Below are 15,548 nucleotides of genomic sequence, written 5' to 3'. Positions count from 1 at the left end.
GGCGCGCGGACAATCATTGCTGACCTTTATCGCCGCCGCCGCGCTCGTGATCCTTGTCGGGCTGCCGGTGCTGTTCATCCTGCTGCAGGCGGTCTTTCCCGACTTTGCACGCGGATCTTTCGTGGGGGCCTTTTCGAAACTGGTCATCCTGACCGAAAACGACCGGCTGCTGATGCAGGCCCGCAATACGCTCATGCTGGCCTTTTCGGTGATGATGGGCTGCCTGATCTTCGGGCTGCCCATCGGCATCCTGCGCGGTCTGTTTCATGTGCCCGGTGCGCGGATCTGGGATGTGGTGTTCCTGATCCCGTTCCTGATCCCGCCCTTCATTGCCGCGATTGCATGGATGATGATCCTTCAGCCGCGCGGCTATCTGTTTCAGCTTGCGGGCTTCGACATGGGGCGGTTCCTGTTCAGCTTCACGGGCGTGGCCTTCGTGATGACGCTGAACCTGTTTCCGCTGGTCTATTTCGCGGTCAGCCGCGCTTTGGAAATGGTCGGCGGGCGCTTTGCTTCGGCAGCCCGCGTGCATGGGGCAAAACCCTTGCAAGCGTTCTTTCTGATTACCTTGCCACTGTCGATCCCGGCAATTGCCGCGAGCATGCTGATCGTCTTTGCCATGTCGATCGAGGAATTCGGCACCCCCGCCGCCCTGGCCGCGCGCACGGGCTTCGAGGTGCTGGTAACTGGTATCTACACGCGCCTGTCGGACTGGCCCATCGACCTGTCGGGCGCGGCGCTCGGCTCCGTTCTGCTGATGGCGATGGTGCTCGCGGCTTTCATCTTGCAGAACTGGATCGCCACCCGGCGCTCCTACATCAGCCAGACCGGCAAGCCTGCGGATCTGGATAAGGCGGGTCTCGGACACTGGCGCTGGCCCGTGCTGGGGCTGTTTGCGCTTGTAGCCCTGATCGGCGTGGTGATCCCGCTTGCCGCGATTGCGGTCACCTCGGTCACGGGCACGATCTCGGGCGGGCTGCGCTGGTCGAATTTCGACCTGCGCCACTACGAGCCGCTCTTTCGCGCCGGCAGCCGCGCCACGCAGGCGCTGATCACGAGCGGCTGGCTGGCCGTTCTGACGGCATTCGCAAGCGCCGCCATTGGGGGACTCGTCGCCTATATCGTGGTGCGCGGAACCGGGCGCGGACGGGCGATCATGGACGGTTTGTCGGTCTTGCCCAATGCGATCCCTGCCATCGTGCTCGCGGTGGGCATCATCCTGTTCTGGAATTCACCGTACCTGCCTGTCTCGCTCTATGGCACGGCCATGATCCTGCTGATCGCCTATACCGGCATTCTGCTGCCCTACCCGATCCGCTATGCCGTTGCGCGCTTGCGGCAGATATCGGGTTCGCTTGACGATGCAGCCCGCGTGGCAGGAGCCAGCCAGGTACAGGCGCTCAGACATGTCACGCTGCCGCTTATGGCGCCTTCACTGATCGCGGCGATGATGCTGGTCTTTGCCATCGCCTCGCGCGAGCTGGTAGCGTCGATCATGCTTGCGCCCGCCGGAATGCGGACTGTCGGCACTTTCGTCTTTTCGCAGTTCGAGCAAGGCTCGGTCCAGACCGGAATGGCAATGAGCGTCATTGCGATCACCATCACCTCGGGCATCCTGCTGGCGGTCAACCTCTGGCTTGCGCGGCAGGGCAGCAGCGCATTCTCGGGCTAAGCCCATGGCCTTGATCGCACAGCTGACCGACCTGCATTTGCGTGATGATGGGAAAGATCCGCTTCACGACCCGGAAGCAACGCTCCAAATGGCCTTTTCGACAATCGCCGCGATGGATCCCCGTCCGGACGCGATTGTGCTGACCGGAGACATCATCGACCGCAGCGCGAGAGGCTACGCGCATGCGCTATCGGTCCTGCATCAGACCCCGGTGCCGCTTTGGCCATTGCCGGGCAACCACGACGACCCAGTGGCCTTTCGAACAGCTTTCGATGGTTGGGTTCCATTTGCGCCCGGTCATTTGAGCTATACAGCCCGGATTGCCGGTCTGCGGCTGGTCGCGTTGGACAGCACTTTGCCAGATGGCCGTCCCGGCCTCGATGCCGCGCGGCTGGACTGGCTCGCAGACATCATTGGCTCGTCGCAAGAGCCGTTGCTCCTGGCGCTCCACCACCCGCCTTTTTCAACCGGAGCGCCCCATATCGACAGCCCAGGCTTTCACAACGCGAATGCTCTTGCGCGCCTGATCGAGAACAGCAGCGTGTGCCGTATCATCGCAGGGCATAGCCATCGCGCAATTCAAACGGTCTGGGCCGGATGCCTTGCCAGCACAGCCCCCGCAATCGGCCATGGCCTTAGCTTGTCGCTATCCGGCGCGGAACCTCACAAACCCGTTCCCATGGCTGCGGCGTTCGATCTTCATATCGCTGGACCGGACGGTTTTGTCAGTCATCAGATAACGCTTGCAAAAAGTTCGGAAGAACCTGTTTGACTGGAGCTGCGTGACCTTACACCAATGCTCGATGAGCCTGACTCATCGAGCATTGGTTAAGCCCTTGCGGCGCTTGAGCATTTTCAAGGCGTGATGCGTCAGCATCGAAAGCCTTGGTATTACAGTCAGCTTCCCGCCCCTTGAGAATGCAGTGGAAGCAGGCTCTGCTATCCCCGCCCCCGTTCGTTGCCACAATCCGGCGGGAGCGCAGCACCGCTTCGTTACAATCTGACGCTTTGCCGCAACAAACCCAGCCAGCTTGTTCTGCTTTTGCTTGTATCCGGATGCAATCGCTTGCCCCTGAACCCAGGCCGGTAAAGATGTGCTGTTTGGCTGCGAAGATAGAGGAACAACGGTGATGCCGGAGAAGTGAGGGCTCCCCGGATCTGCAAGATTGGATCAGCCAGCGATGGTGAGCTTGGCCCGCTCGCTATGGAAACCGAGCTTCTCGGAGATTTCGTTGGCGGCCTTCAGCAGGCTTTCGAGATAAGCCGCGCGATTGCGCAAACCGTCTTCCCGGGGGGTGACAAGACACAGGGTCGCGATACAGGCCCCGTCAGCCTGGAAAACCGGGACAGCGAAGCAATGGGTGAAATTCTCCACTTCGCTATTGAAGGTGAAGAAACCGTCGCGGCTTGCCTGGCGAACCTGTGCAATGAAATCCGAAGGCTCCATGCGCCGGCCGCTCGGCAGAACAAAATCCTCCGGCGGAATGAGGTCGAGGATCTGCTGGTCGCTCAAATGGGAAACGAGCAAGCGGCCAGACGCTGTCCAGGCGATGGAGACCAGTTCGCCGACATTGGAAGAAATACGGAAGGGCCGGATGCCTTCACGCATCATTGCAACAGTGTATTTGCAACCTTCGAGCAGACACATCTGTGCTGTCTCGCGGGTTTCCTCGGCCAGCCGTACCAGCATACGGTCGCATTCACGCATCAGGTCGAATTGCTCAGCATAGGCTGTGCCGAGAAAGTAGAGGCGGCGGCCGAGGAAGACCCGGCCGTCACCACCCTGGTGTTCAAGCATGCCGTGGCTGAGCAGCAGGTTGACCAGCTCATAAACCGACGAGCGGGGAGCGCCGATCTCAATCGCGATCTCGTTCGGCCGCATGGGCTGCCGCTTCACGCGAAGGAACTCCAGGATCTCGAAGGCCCGATCCAGTCCCCTCGTCCGCCGCGATACCGTATCGGCTGCCGCCTCGGTCATGCTTTTCTCCAGAATTTCCGTCAGGCGCGGTCGGCGCGATAGGCCACGCAGTCGACCTCTACCTTGCAATCGACCATCATCCGCGACTGAACACAAGCGCGAGCTGGCGGGTTGGCACCGAAGTACTCGGCATACACACCATTGAAGCTCCAGAAGTCACGCGGGTCGTCGAGCCAGACGCCGACACGAACCACATCTTCGATGCCGTAACCGGCCTCATGCAGAATGGCAATCAGGTTTTCGATCGCCTTGCGGGTCTCGGCGACGACGCCGCCGCGCACAATCTCGCCCTTCTCCATCGGCACCTGCCCGGAAACGTAAAGCCATCCATTCGCTTCGACGGCACGCGCGAAAGGAAGGGGCTGTCCGCCTGCGCCGGTTTCGCCTGCGCCGTAACGTTTGATCGTCATATCATTCTCTCTTTTCTTTTAGTTGAAGCTGGATGTCTTTAAAAACTCGGCCAGCCTCTCGGTCTTCGGCCGGATGAACATTTCCTTCGGATCGCCTTCCTCGCAGATCACGCCCTGGTTCATGAAGATCACGCGGCTGGAGACCTCGTAGGCGAACCGCATCTCGTGGGTCACGAGCAGCATGCTCATACCGTCGGCCGCGAGCCCCTTGATGACCTGCAGCACTTCACCGACCAGTTCCGGATCGAGCGCTGACGTCACCTCGTCGAACAACATCAGCTGCGGCGCCATCGCGATGGCGCGAGCGATTGCAACACGCTGCTGCTGGCCGCCCGAGAGCTGCCCGGGATAGTGGCCGCCACGCGAGGCGAGCCCGACGCGGTCGAGCCACTTCTCGCCGACGGCATGTGCCTCGTCACGGCTCATCTTCTTGACCTTGACAAGGCCAAGCATCACGTTCTGCAGCGCCGTCATGTGCGGGAAGAGGTTGAATTGCTGGAAGGCCATGCCGGTCATGGCGCGCTGGCGGGCGATTTCTCTTTCGCTCTTCCGCCTGCGGGCGGCGCCAGCATATTCATAACCGATCTCTTCTCCGGCGAGCCGGATATGACCGCCTTGGAATTCCTCCAGCATATTGATGCAGCGGAGCATCGTGGTCTTTCCGGAGCCCGACGAACCGATGATCGAAATCACCTCGCCCTCGCGCATTGTGCAATCGACACCCTTCAAGACTTCGAGCGGACCATATTGCTTACGCAGCCCCTGGATTTCGAGAAGTACCTTGCTCATGACATGCAGCCTTAAGACGGAACGGCGGTCTTGCGCTCGACATATTTACCGAAGCGCTCGATGCTGTAGTTGACGACTAAATAAAGGAGGCCAGCTAAAAAATAGAATTGCAGGCTCATGAAGTTGCGGGAGATGATCTCCTGGGTACGCAAAAGAAGTTCAGCGACCCCGATGACCGAGAGAAGCGTCGAGGCCTTGACCATTTCGGCAGCAGTATTGACCCAGGCGGGAAGGAATTGCCGTAACGCTTGCGGCCAGAGCACATAGACAAAGGTTTGGCTGAAGGTCAGGCCGATCGCCTTGGCGGCTTCCGTCTGGCCTCTTGGGATAGCCTGCAAACCGCCACGAACAATCTCACCCACATGCGACGAGCAGAAGATTGCCAGTGCCAGCACACCGGCCTGGAAGGGGCCGAGCTTGATGCCGATGGTCGACAGCACATAATAACTCGCCAGAACCAGCACGAGCACCGGTGTTCCCCGGATGAAGTCGGTGTAGGCGCGCACGACGAAGCGCAGTGCCTTGTTGCCGTAGACCAGCGACAGACCCACGAAGACACCCAGCATGGAGCCTGCCATGATCGCCAGCAGCGAGATCGACACGGTGACGCCGAGACCCTTGAGGATTACGGTGCGGGCCAGCCAGACCTGTTCGAAAAACGCGGAAAAGTCCGTCATCACATCACCTCGGAACGGCTAGGCGGCGCTCGGCGGCACGCATCAGCGCTGCAAGCACGGAACAAGTGGCGACGTAGAGACCCGACACGACGATCCAGGTCTCGATGACGCGGAAGGTCTCGACATTGATCTTGCGCGCCTCGAAGGTCAGTTCAGGAACCGCGATGGCGGCTGCAAGCGACGTGTCCTTGAACAGTGAGATGATCGTCGACGACAGTGACGGCAGCACGTTGCGGAACATCAGCGGTGCGATGATCGACTTGCGGATCTGCATCGGTGTCAATCCGATGGCCAGCCCGGCTTCGGTAAGCCCCTTGGGAATAGACAACAGCCCGGCGCGAAACACTTCGGCGAGATAGGCCCCCGAATAGATCGCGAGCACCGCAACGAAGCTCTCCATCTTGCCAAGCCGGACACCTATTTGCGGCAGCGCGAAATAGGCAAACAGGACCAGCACGAGGATCGGCAGGTTACGGATGATTGTGACATAAGCCGCAGCTGGGGCTTTGACCCAGTTGCTCTTGGAGATCAGCGCGAAGGCGGCAAAGAGGCCGATCAGTGCGCCGATCAGAATGGAAACGAAAGCCAGGCCGAGACTGAGCAGCAGGCCTTCCAGAAGTTGGTCGAAGCTCCGCCACACGGCGGCGAAATTGAGCGAGTAGCCCACGGCGTCATCCTGCCATAGCGGTGTCAGAATGGACGAAGGGCAACAGCCCTCCGTCCCAATGAAACAAGCCGGGGCTCACTTGTACTCGACCGGGAAGCCGATCTGCGGTGGCTCCAGTTCTTTACCGAACCAGGTCTTGTAGGAGTTGGCGTAGAAGTCGAATTCGACGCCGGTCATCGCTTCGTGGAGCGCGGTGTTGACGAAGTTCAGCCAATCCTGGTCGCCGCGCTTGACGCCGCAGGCATATGTCTGCGGGTTCCAGCCATAGCCTGCATCTTTGTAGCGGCCCTGGTTCTGAGTCATGTACCAGGCAAGCGAGGACTGGTCAGTGGCGGCGGCATCTGAACGGCCGGCCTCCAGTGCCTGGTAAATCATGTCGACAGATTCATACTGGTCGACATTGGCCTCCGGCAATGCGGCGTGGACCATGGCTTCGGCATAGACGTTCTGCAGGACCGAAATTGTAACGGATGAGCCGGCAGCCTTGAGTGCCGCGTAGTCGGCATATTTGCCGTCAGCCTTGAGCATCAGGCCAACGCCTTCGCGATAGTAGGGAATGGTGAAAGCGATTTGCTGAGCACGCTCGCCGGTCACCGTCATGAACTGGCAGGTCAGATCCACTTTGCCGGTGGTGATGTTGGGGATGCGGGCATCGGAGGACTGGTTGACATACTCGATCTTGTCCGGGTCCCCGAACAGCGCCTTAGCGACGATGCGGCCCATATCGACATCGAAGCCTTGCAGCTTGTCATCGGCACTCTTGAAGTGCCAGGGCGCATTCGTACTGCCGGTACCAAGGACGAGATGGCCACGCGCCAGGACCTCATCAAGCTTGCTGCCATTGGCAAGAGCCGGGGTGGAAAGGAAGGAGGCTGCGACCAGCAACACAATGCCGGCGCGACAGGACATGGTCATGATGTTCCCCTAGGATTATGCGTTTCTTTTAAATCCAATATACTGGACATATGTCTGTTTTATCGGATTGACATATCAACTCCCATGGAGGATGTCTTGTCAATAGGCATGGCCAATAATTGATGCAGTGCTGGAGAGCGGCGCAATTTTTGGCAATGCAGCATTTGCGAGTATCGAGGATTTCATGCCGTTTTCGCCGTCAGACATCGCCGCCGCCAACACCCCTGCCGTCCTGATCGACCTCGATATCGCCCAAGCCAATATCGAGCGCTTTCAGGATTATGCGGACCGGCACGGCTTGAAAGTCCGGCCTCATATCAAAACGCATAAGCTGCCCCTTGTGGCCGAGATGCAACTGGCTGCTGGTGCGGCCGGCATTACGTGCCAAAAAGTCTCGGAAGCCGAAGCCATGATCGCTGGCAGTGCCGCTGTCACCGACGTGTTGATCACCTACAACATCGTTGGCACCGAAAAGCTTGCACACCTGAAGGCACTGGCGACGAAAGTGAAGCTTTCCGTGGTGGCCGACAGTCAGGCTGTCGCTGACGGCCTTGCCCGTATTTTTCAGGACGGGCCCCAGCCGCTTACCGTGCTGGTGGAATGCGACACCGGCGCCAATCGCTGCGGGGTTGTCTCACCTGCTGTGGCGGCGGATCTTGCTGCACACATACATAGATCGCCAGGCCTCGTCTTCGGCGGCCTCATGACCTATCCGCCAGCAGGCGGGGAGGTAGCAGTGGAGCGTTTCATGGCGGAGGCGAAAGCCCGGATTGAGGCGCAAGACATTGCCGTGCCGGTGATCACGTCGGGTGGCACGCCCTCAATGATGCATGCGGCAGAAGCACCGGTAACGACCGAGTACCGCCCCGGAACCTATGTCTATAACGACAGGTCCCTTGTCACGCGCGGCGTCTGCGGCTGGGATGATTGCGCCTTGACCGTACTCGCCACCGTTGTCTCCGTCCCGGCACCGAACCGGGCAATCATCGATGCAGGATCGAAGACGTTGACCTCAGACCTCCTCGGTCTCAATGGTTATGGTCATGTGCTGGGCCGCGATGATATTTTGATAGATCAGTTGTCGGAAGAGCATGGCCGCCTCGTCAGTTCCGGCAATATTGGCCTGTCCGTCGGCGACCGGCTACGCATCGTGCCGAACCATGCTTGTGTGGTCACCAATATGGTGGACCATGTAATGGCAATCGGAGCCGGACGGCCCGTCCCTGAACTGCTTCCGGTGGCCGCGCGCGGAAAAATCGTCTGACATAAGGAAGCCCAAAATCTCCTTTCTGACAGCAGGTTTCCACGGTCAACCTCATGCAGAGAACCGTAACTGCACCCCGCGCCGCCGTCCGAAAACAAGAAAGCCGCCCCGCACCGGCATCACCGGCACAAAGGCAGCTTCAAAAACACATCCGGAAACCGGAAGACGGAAAGCCTCGGCCCCTCACGTCGCCTTTTTGACGAACTCGGACTTCAACCCGATCGGGCCGATGCCGGGGATCTTGCAGTCGATGTTGTGGTCGCTGTCGGCGAGGCGGATGCCGCGGACCTTGGTGCCGATCTTGAGGACACTGGAAGAGCCCTTGAGCTTCAGGTCCTTGATCAGGGTCACCGTGTCGCCATCGGCGAGCAGGTTGCCGACGCTGTCGCGCACTTCAAGGCCCGCCTCGGCGGCGGCGGCCAGCGGCCATTCATGCCCGCATTCGGGGCATGTCAGGGTGCCTTCCACTTCATAGGTGAAGGTAGAGCGGCATTCGGGGCAAGGGGGCAAAGTGTCCATGGCCGGGGTATAGGCCCCGGTCCGGCAGATGGCAACATCAGGGTTTTCCCGTACGTCGGCCGGGCTGCAGGATATGCTGCCGCCGCCCCCGGCACATCAAGCCCTGGAAAGACTTTGGCGTTGCACGGACCTGACCCAGCCATGACGAGACAGGCCCCTCGGAAGCTGGCAGAAACCCGCTCTCCTGCATCCAGGCTGGACAGGTCTGTAGTTTTCCGTAATCCTTGTCTCAAGAACAGTAATATCAAGGCTTTCGATGCTGACGCATCACGCCTTGAAAATGCTCAAGCGCCGCACGGGCTTAACCAATGCTCGATGAGTCAAGCTCATCGAGCATTGGTATAAGATCTCCTGCTGCAATGACAGGCGGTCTAGTCAAGCATAAGAAAAACACTGTTCCGAAATTGAAAACTCGCTGATCTGGGAGGATGAGAGGGTGAGTTTCGTCATAGACGGCAATCCGGACGGAGCGCGGGTTTTCTGTTCCAGCAGCATCGAGCCCAGCCTGCGCAAGAGCCGGTTCTGGGACGAGAAGATAGCCCCCGGCCTGATGCTGCGGCTCGTTGACCTGACGATCGAGACGCCTGGCTGGATGAAGGTCGAACAGTCGGGCATCAACATTTCCTGCATGCATCACGGCAATTTCGCCAGCTCCTATTTCCGGCGTGGCGATGCGGATGCGCGTGGCGAAAGCCTGCGGATCTTCGCGCTGGAAGGCAGGCATCATCAGCTCGTCACCTTCACACGGCCCACCCGGCACCGGGTGATCCAGATCTGGCTCGACCCGGACAAACTGTCGGACCTTGCCTCGGACCTGGACGAAAGCCCGGGTGAGTTGCTGCGGACGTTTCACACCTCCTGCCATGTGCAGCACCGCTTTTCGGTGGCCAATCACCCGCTGCCGCTGGCTGTGGGACGGCTCACGGCCTCGCTGCTGGAGGGCCGCCAGTCCGGTTTTCTGCGGCGGCTCAGCCTTTACGGCCAGTCGCTGGAAATCCTTGCCCAGACCTATGAGCTTCTGTCTGCCAGAACAACGCAACCCGCCGCAAGCAACGATGAGGTCAGCTCAGCGCTGACCGCCGCAGAAATGATGCGGATGGAATATGCCGGACAGGTGAAGCTGCCGGACATCGCCCGGCGTGCGGGTGTCAGCGAAGACAGCCTGCTCAAGGCCTTCCGCCAGCACTACGGCGTCACGCCCTCCGAATATCTGACGTCAATCCGCATGGCCGCAGCCGAAGACATGCTGCAGAACACGGATCTTCCCGTGAGCGAAATCGGCCGCCGGACGGGCTATTCCAACCCGGCCGCCTTCAGCCGCGCCTTCCGCCGCCATTTCGGGCACAGTCCTTCGGAACACGGCACAGGCTGAAAGGCGGGTGCCGTGCCCTCGCTCCCTTGCGGTTTGACAGACGAGTGTACGGCTTTTCCGCCGCCAGCCGGGTGTTCCGGCCTCTACCGGGGCAGCTTTCCACAAGCTCGCAATTTTGAGAGGAATAGCGGTTGCTCGCCTGAACCCAGCGGAAACCGGCACAGCCGGCGTGAAACGGCACATCAGCCGCGCTTGCTGACCCGTGGGAGGTTTGCAATCGTCGCCGCATCATCCAGACAGAACTTCGGGAGGAGGTTTCTGATGCGCAAAACACTGATCGGCGCGCTGATACTTGCAGGACTGACCGCAACTCCGGCCTTGTCGGCCACGGAACTTCGCACAAGCAGCGGCTTCGGCCCCAACCACGTCAATGCGGAAGGCTACAAGGTCTTCCTGAAGAAGCTCGAAGAGCTAACAGGCGGCAATTTCACCGGAAAGGACTTCCCATCCGGTCTCGTCAGCCCGGCAGAAATGGTGTCCGGCCTGCAGTCCGGCATGGTGGATATCGGCTCGGTGCTAATGCCCTATTTCCCGGCTGAGTTCGTCGAGGCAAACCTGCCTTCGGAACTCGCCCTGATCGGCACCAATGGCCGCGCGTCGTCGGCCGCCTCGCTGGAATACATCCTCACCTGCCAGGAATGCCTTGCCGAATTTGACCGGGCGGGCGAGGTCTATCTGGCGGGCTCCGCCACTCCTGCCTATCAACTGCTGACGCTGAAGCCGGTGCGTGACACCGCAGACCTGACGGGCCTTCGTATCCGAACCGGCGGGGCCGCCTTCACCCGCTGGGCCGAGGCGATGGGTGCCATTCCGGTGCAGCTTCCGGCGCCGGAAATCTTCGAAGCCATGAGCCAGGGCGTCGTGCAGGCGCATTACAACACGCCTCAGGATCTGAAGTCCTACAATCTCTTCGAGGTCATCAAGTCGATCACCCTGATCAATCAGGGCACGTTCAACGGCGTCAGCCCGTTCAGCATGCGCGCTGATTTGTGGAGCGGCCTTTCCCCGGAAGAGCGCAAGCAGTTTGTCGAGGCAGCCCAGTACGGAGCAGCTGCCATCCTCTACCGCTTCGAGGACTCGGTGAAGGCCTCGCTGGAAAAGGCAAAGGCGGATGGCATTGAGATCATCGAGCCGTCAGACAATCTGGTGGAGGCCAACAAGGCCTTCGTCGAGAAGGACCTGCACGAGTTGCCCAAACGCCTGACGGACAAAGGCATCAAGGATGCGGAGGCCAAGATTGCCCGCTATCAGGCCCTCGTTGAAAAATGGAACGGCCTCGTTGAGGAAGGCACCACGGAAGAGGCCTATGTGGCGCTGCTGCAGAGCGAGATCTGGGACAAGGTGGACCTCGCCAAGTATCCCAACTGAGCCTCGGGCTACGCTCTGAAAAATCACCAAGAACCAAACGTGCGCCGCTTCCTCACGGGAGCGGCCACACCGGACACGAGACACGCATGCGACAGATCGACAAGCTCCTGTCATCGGTGACGATCGGCGCCGGAGTCACCATCATTACCCTGATGATCCTGCAGATCTGCCTGGATGCGGCCCTGCGCACCACCGCCGGACTGCCGCTGCCGGGAACGGTCGAAATCGTTTCCAACTACTACATGGTCGCGCTCAGCTTCCTGCCCGCTGCACTGGTGCAGCGGCAGGGGCGCAACATCGAGGCGACGTTTCTCTACAGTTCCCTGCCCCGCGTGCTGAAACGCGCGGCAGATCTCTTCGCCCGCCTGCTCGCCATCATCATTTACGGGCTGATCACCTGGCGGACGTTTCTGGATGCGATGACCAAGACACGGGTCAAGGCCTATGCCCTGGCCGGAACCATCGAGATCCCGGTCTGGCCCTGCTACTGGCTGGTGCCCCTGTCCTTCGGCCTGCTTGTCATCGCCCTCGCCCTTCCCCCCGCGCCTCAGGATGCGGAAACCGGCATTGCGGAAGTGAGATAGAAGATGGACCCGCTTTTCATCGGCATCAGTGGCATCGTTCTGGTGCTCGTGCTCATTGCCATCCGCGTTCCCATCGCTGTGGCGCTGTTCTCCGTCTCCTTCGGCGGGCTGTGGCTTGCCTTCGGCAGCCGCATGGCCTTCGGCATTTTCTCGACGGTGCCCTATGGCTTTGCCGCCAGCTGGACGCTCAGTTCCGTACCGCTGTTCCTGTTCATGGGGTTCGTGGCCTATCACGCCGGGCTGACCAGCGGCCTGTTTGCAGCCGCAAGGGCATGGCTTGGCGCCCTGCCCGGAGGCCTTGCGGTGGCCTCGATCTTCGGCGCCAGCGGCTTTGCTGCCGTTACTGGCTCCAGCATCGCCTGTGCCGCCGCCATGGGCCGCATCGCCATCCCGGAAATGCTGAAGAGCGGCTATGACCCGCGCATCGCCAGCGGATCGGTGGCGGCAGCGGGCACCATCGGCGCCCTGATCCCGCCGAGCATCATCCTCATCCTTTTCGGCATTCAGGCGCAGGTATCCATCATCTCGCTGTTTTTCGGCGGCCTGCTGATCGGGCTTGCCACGCTGGCCATCTATTCGCTGGTGGTGATCGGCATTGCCGTAGCCCGTCCGGGCCTGCTGCCGCGCGGCACCATTCCGCCACGGGCAGAGCGGCTGGCCGCCCTGGTGGAGGTCTGGCCGGTTCTCATCCTCATCCTCGGCATCTTCGGCGGCATGTTTGCGGGCTGGTTCACCACAACGGAAGCTGGCGCCGTTGGCGCGATGCTGACTGTCCTCATCGGCTTTGCCCGGCGCAAGCTGACCCGGCAGGCGCTTGTTTCCAGTGCCGTGGACACGCTCGTCGGCATGGCCAGCCTGGCACTGGTGGCCGCGGGGGCCAACGCCTTCACCCGCTTCATTGCCCTCACCGGCGTAACCACCGCCATCGGCGACTGGGTCGCTGCGATGGAACTCAGCCAGCTGGCGCTGCTGCTGATGATCGCGGGCATCTATCTTGTGCTCGGCATGTTCCTGGAGCCCATCGGCGCCATGCTGCTGACGCTGCCGATCCTGCTGCCGCTGACGGTTGCCGCAGGCATTCCGACCATCTGGTTCGGCATTCTTGTCGCCAAGCTCCTGGAAATCGGGATGATCACGCCGCCGGTCGGGCTCAATGTCTTCGTCATCAACAGCGTGACGGGGCGGGCCGTATCGCTGGAACAGATCTTCCGCGGCACGCTCTGGTTCCTCGCCGCCGACGCGGTCATCGTCCTGCTGATGATTGCAACGCGCAATGTCTTCATGCCCCTGATTGGCTGAGGAACGGAGACGAACACATGGCGGACAGGACAAGAGAAACCATTGCCATCATCGGTGCCGGCCTGATCGGCACATCATGGGCCGCGCTCTTCGCCTTCGCCGGGCACCGGGTGCTTGTCTACGATCGGGATGAGGCAACCCGTGGAGCAGCCCCTGCCCGGATCAAGGCGGCCTTGGCAGAGCTCGCTGCCCTGCATGGACACAAGAACCAACCGGGAGAGGTGCTGATCACGGAGACGCTGGAAGAGGCCGCCATCAGCGCCGCAATCATCCAGGAGTGCATCCGCGAGGACCTTGGCACCAAGCAGGCGCTTTACCGCCAGCTCCGCCCGCTGGCACCGGCGGCCATCATCGCCAGTTCCACCTCAACCTTCCTGCCCTCCGCACTCTTCGAGGGCCTTCCCAATGCACAAGCCTGCCTGATTGTCCACCCCCTGCTGCCGCCACACCTGATCCCGGTGAGCGAGCTTGTGCCCGCTCCCTTCACCGCGCCGGAAGCCTTGCAGACAATGGAGCGCGTGCTGACACAGGCGGGACACAAGGTCATTCATCTGGCCCAGGAAGTTCCCGGATTTGTGCTGAACCGGTTGCAGTTTGCCGTGCTGGGCGAGGCCATGCATCTGGTGGACAAGGGCATCTGCGAGCCTGATGCCATCGACCTTGCGATACGCCATGGCCTGGGACTCCGCTGGGCATCGATCGGTATTTTCGCCAACAGCCACCTGAATGCTGCCGGTGGCATCGAGGGCTCCTTCACCAGTTACCGTGCGGCGCTGGAGCCCGTGCTGCAGGATCTGAGGCCCGCTCACCCATGGTCTGACGGCCTCATCAGCCGGATCGGTACAGCCATGCGCCGCGATGTGCCGGAAGACCGTATTCCCGCAGAGCGGCGGGAGCGCGATGCCCGCATCGCCGCGCTGCGCCGGCTGCTCGTTGAGCTTGAGGCCAGTCCGCCAGCCGGGCCCTGAGCCAGACCCGCTTCCTGCTTTTCACTCCCCTATCCGCCAGAACCGGCCAAGCCCATGCGCATGGCACCGGAAGGGCGGTGCTTTTCCGGAAAGGTACATGCATGTCCAAAAGCGTCATCATCACCTGCGCCATTACAGGCTCGCTGCATACCCCGTCCATGTCGCCCCATCTGCCCATCACCCCCAGCCAGATTGCGGAGGAATCCGTCGCAGCAGCGGAGGCAGGCGCCTCGATCATCCACCTGCATGCCCGTGACCCGGAAGACGGGCGGCCCACCGCAGACCCTGCCGTGTTTGCCCAGTTCCTGCCCCGCATCAAGCAGCAGACGGCAGCGGTGGTGAACATCTCCACCGGCGGCGGGCCTGGCATGAGCCTCGACGAGCGCCTGGCCGCCGCTGAAGCGGCCAGCCCCGAGATGACCTCCCTCAACATGGGCTCGATCAACAACGGCCTGTTTGCGGGTGCCGGCCGCATCAAGGACTATAAGTACGATTGGGAGAAGCCCTTCCTGGAGAATGGCCGCAACACCGTGTTCAAGAACACCTTCGAGGACATCGAGGCGATCATGAACCGGCTCGGCAAGGGCCACGGCTGCCGCTTCGAGTTCGAGTGCTACGACATCGGACATCTCTACAATCTGGCCTATTTCATCGACCGCAAGATCTATGAGCCGCCGCTGTTCCTGCAGTTCATTCTCGGTGTTCTTGGCGGCGTCGGGGCAGAGGCTGACCACCTGCTGCATATGATCCGCACGGCTCAGCGGCTGTTCGGGCAGGATATCGAATGGTCGGTGCTGGGCGCCGGCCGGGCGCAGATGCCCCTGTGCACCCACAACGCCCTGCTTGGCGGAAATGTACGCGTCGGGCTGGAGGACAGCCTCAACATCGGCCCGCGCCAGCTCGCCACCTCCAACGCCCAGCAGGTCATGAAGATCCGCCGCATCCTGGAAGAACTGTCCTTCACAGTTGCCACGCCGGACGAAGCCCGCACACGCCTCGCCCTCAAGGGCGGCAGCAACGTGAGCTTCTGATCGCGGCAACCGCTGAGCCCGCTCCTTCCGGCCCC

Annotated in this window: 16 protein-coding genes; 9 read left to right on the top strand and 7 right to left on the bottom strand. The window is 61.1% G+C overall.

Features of this window, described 5'->3' with window-relative positions; all coding sequences use genetic code 11:
* Positions 1 to 16 precede the first annotated feature (16 nt).
* Positions 17 to 1,672 carry an ABC transporter permease gene (locus AC0CMF_RS10685; protein ID WP_374629596.1) on the top strand — a complete coding sequence of 552 codons (1,656 nt, stop codon included), beginning with the start codon at positions 17 to 19 and terminating at the stop codon, positions 1,670 to 1,672.
* Positions 1,673 to 1,676: 4 nt separating this feature from the next.
* Positions 1,677 to 2,444 (top strand): metallophosphoesterase, encoded by a 768-nt coding sequence (locus AC0CMF_RS10680; RefSeq protein ID WP_058899182.1) that lies wholly within the window; start codon positions 1,677 to 1,679, stop codon positions 2,442 to 2,444.
* Between the two features lie 399 nt (positions 2,445 to 2,843).
* On the opposite strand, the gene AC0CMF_RS10675 is transcribed toward AC0CMF_RS10680, so the two are convergent.
* From AC0CMF_RS10675 to AC0CMF_RS10650, 6 genes are all read right to left on the bottom strand, one after another.
* Entirely contained in the window at positions 2,844 to 3,650 is an 807-nt protein-coding gene (locus tag AC0CMF_RS10675; RefSeq protein WP_050474627.1) for an IclR family transcriptional regulator, read from the bottom strand.
* A 20-nt stretch (positions 3,651 to 3,670) separates the two neighbouring features.
* Positions 3,671 to 4,060, bottom strand: a complete 390-nt coding sequence (locus tag AC0CMF_RS10670; RefSeq protein ID WP_050474626.1) for a RidA family protein — start codon at positions 4,058 to 4,060, stop codon at positions 3,671 to 3,673.
* A gap of 18 nt (positions 4,061 to 4,078) precedes the next feature.
* On the bottom strand, positions 4,079 to 4,849 hold the full coding sequence (locus AC0CMF_RS10665; protein WP_050474625.1) for an amino acid ABC transporter ATP-binding protein: 771 nt from the start codon (positions 4,847 to 4,849) through the stop codon (positions 4,079 to 4,081).
* Positions 4,850 to 4,860: 11 nt separating this feature from the next.
* Complete coding sequence (locus tag AC0CMF_RS10660) at positions 4,861 to 5,526, bottom strand: amino acid ABC transporter permease (protein ID WP_058899181.1); 666 nt, start codon at positions 5,524 to 5,526, stop codon at positions 4,861 to 4,863.
* Positions 5,527 to 5,530: 4 nt separating this feature from the next.
* A complete protein-coding gene (locus tag AC0CMF_RS10655) occupies positions 5,531 to 6,193 on the bottom strand; it encodes an amino acid ABC transporter permease (RefSeq protein ID WP_050474623.1) in 663 nt (220 codons plus the stop codon).
* Positions 6,194 to 6,268: 75 nt separating this feature from the next.
* Positions 6,269 to 7,108 carry a transporter substrate-binding domain-containing protein gene (locus AC0CMF_RS10650; RefSeq protein ID WP_050474622.1) on the bottom strand — a complete coding sequence of 280 codons (840 nt, stop codon included), beginning with the start codon at positions 7,106 to 7,108 and terminating at the stop codon, positions 6,269 to 6,271.
* 184 nt (positions 7,109 to 7,292) lie between these two features.
* Between AC0CMF_RS10650 and AC0CMF_RS10645 the strand changes: the two genes are divergently transcribed.
* Positions 7,293 to 8,372 carry a D-TA family PLP-dependent enzyme gene (locus AC0CMF_RS10645; protein ID WP_374629622.1) on the top strand — a complete coding sequence of 360 codons (1,080 nt, stop codon included), beginning with the start codon at positions 7,293 to 7,295 and terminating at the stop codon, positions 8,370 to 8,372.
* A gap of 183 nt (positions 8,373 to 8,555) precedes the next feature.
* Here AC0CMF_RS10645 and AC0CMF_RS10640 read toward each other — a convergent pair whose 3' ends face one another.
* Entirely contained in the window at positions 8,556 to 8,891 is a 336-nt protein-coding gene (locus AC0CMF_RS10640; RefSeq protein ID WP_058900701.1) for a zinc ribbon domain-containing protein YjdM, read from the bottom strand.
* Between the two features lie 436 nt (positions 8,892 to 9,327).
* Here AC0CMF_RS10640 and AC0CMF_RS10635 point away from each other — a divergent pair, with 436 nt between their 5' ends.
* The 6 genes from AC0CMF_RS10635 (at position 9,328) to kce (ending at position 15,513) form a co-directional block, all read left to right on the top strand.
* Positions 9,328 to 10,263, top strand: a complete 936-nt coding sequence (locus tag AC0CMF_RS10635; RefSeq protein ID WP_374629593.1) for a helix-turn-helix transcriptional regulator — start codon at positions 9,328 to 9,330, stop codon at positions 10,261 to 10,263.
* A 261-nt stretch (positions 10,264 to 10,524) separates the two neighbouring features.
* The gene (locus AC0CMF_RS10630; protein WP_374629592.1) at positions 10,525 to 11,631 is read left to right on the top strand and encodes a C4-dicarboxylate TRAP transporter substrate-binding protein; all 1,107 of its coding nucleotides are present in this window, start codon (positions 10,525 to 10,527) and stop codon (positions 11,629 to 11,631) included.
* A gap of 86 nt (positions 11,632 to 11,717) precedes the next feature.
* On the top strand, positions 11,718 to 12,215 hold the full coding sequence (locus AC0CMF_RS10625) for a TRAP transporter small permease (RefSeq protein ID WP_374629591.1): 498 nt from the start codon (positions 11,718 to 11,720) through the stop codon (positions 12,213 to 12,215).
* Between the two features lie 3 nt (positions 12,216 to 12,218).
* Positions 12,219 to 13,514, top strand: a complete 1,296-nt coding sequence (locus AC0CMF_RS10620; protein ID WP_374629590.1) for a TRAP transporter large permease — start codon at positions 12,219 to 12,221, stop codon at positions 13,512 to 13,514.
* 17 nt (positions 13,515 to 13,531) lie between these two features.
* Complete coding sequence (locus AC0CMF_RS10615; protein ID WP_374629589.1) at positions 13,532 to 14,482, top strand: 3-hydroxyacyl-CoA dehydrogenase NAD-binding domain-containing protein; 951 nt, start codon at positions 13,532 to 13,534, stop codon at positions 14,480 to 14,482.
* 101 nt (positions 14,483 to 14,583) lie between these two features.
* On the top strand, positions 14,584 to 15,513 hold the full coding sequence (gene kce / locus AC0CMF_RS10610; RefSeq protein WP_122520645.1) for a 3,5-dioxohexanoate:acetyl-CoA acetone transferase: 930 nt from the start codon (positions 14,584 to 14,586) through the stop codon (positions 15,511 to 15,513).
* Positions 15,514 to 15,548: the final 35 nt, after the last annotated feature.

The sequence above is a fragment of the Pannonibacter sp. CBAS1226 genome (assembly GCF_055685825.1).
This window is presented reverse-complemented; position numbering and strand designations above follow the sequence as displayed.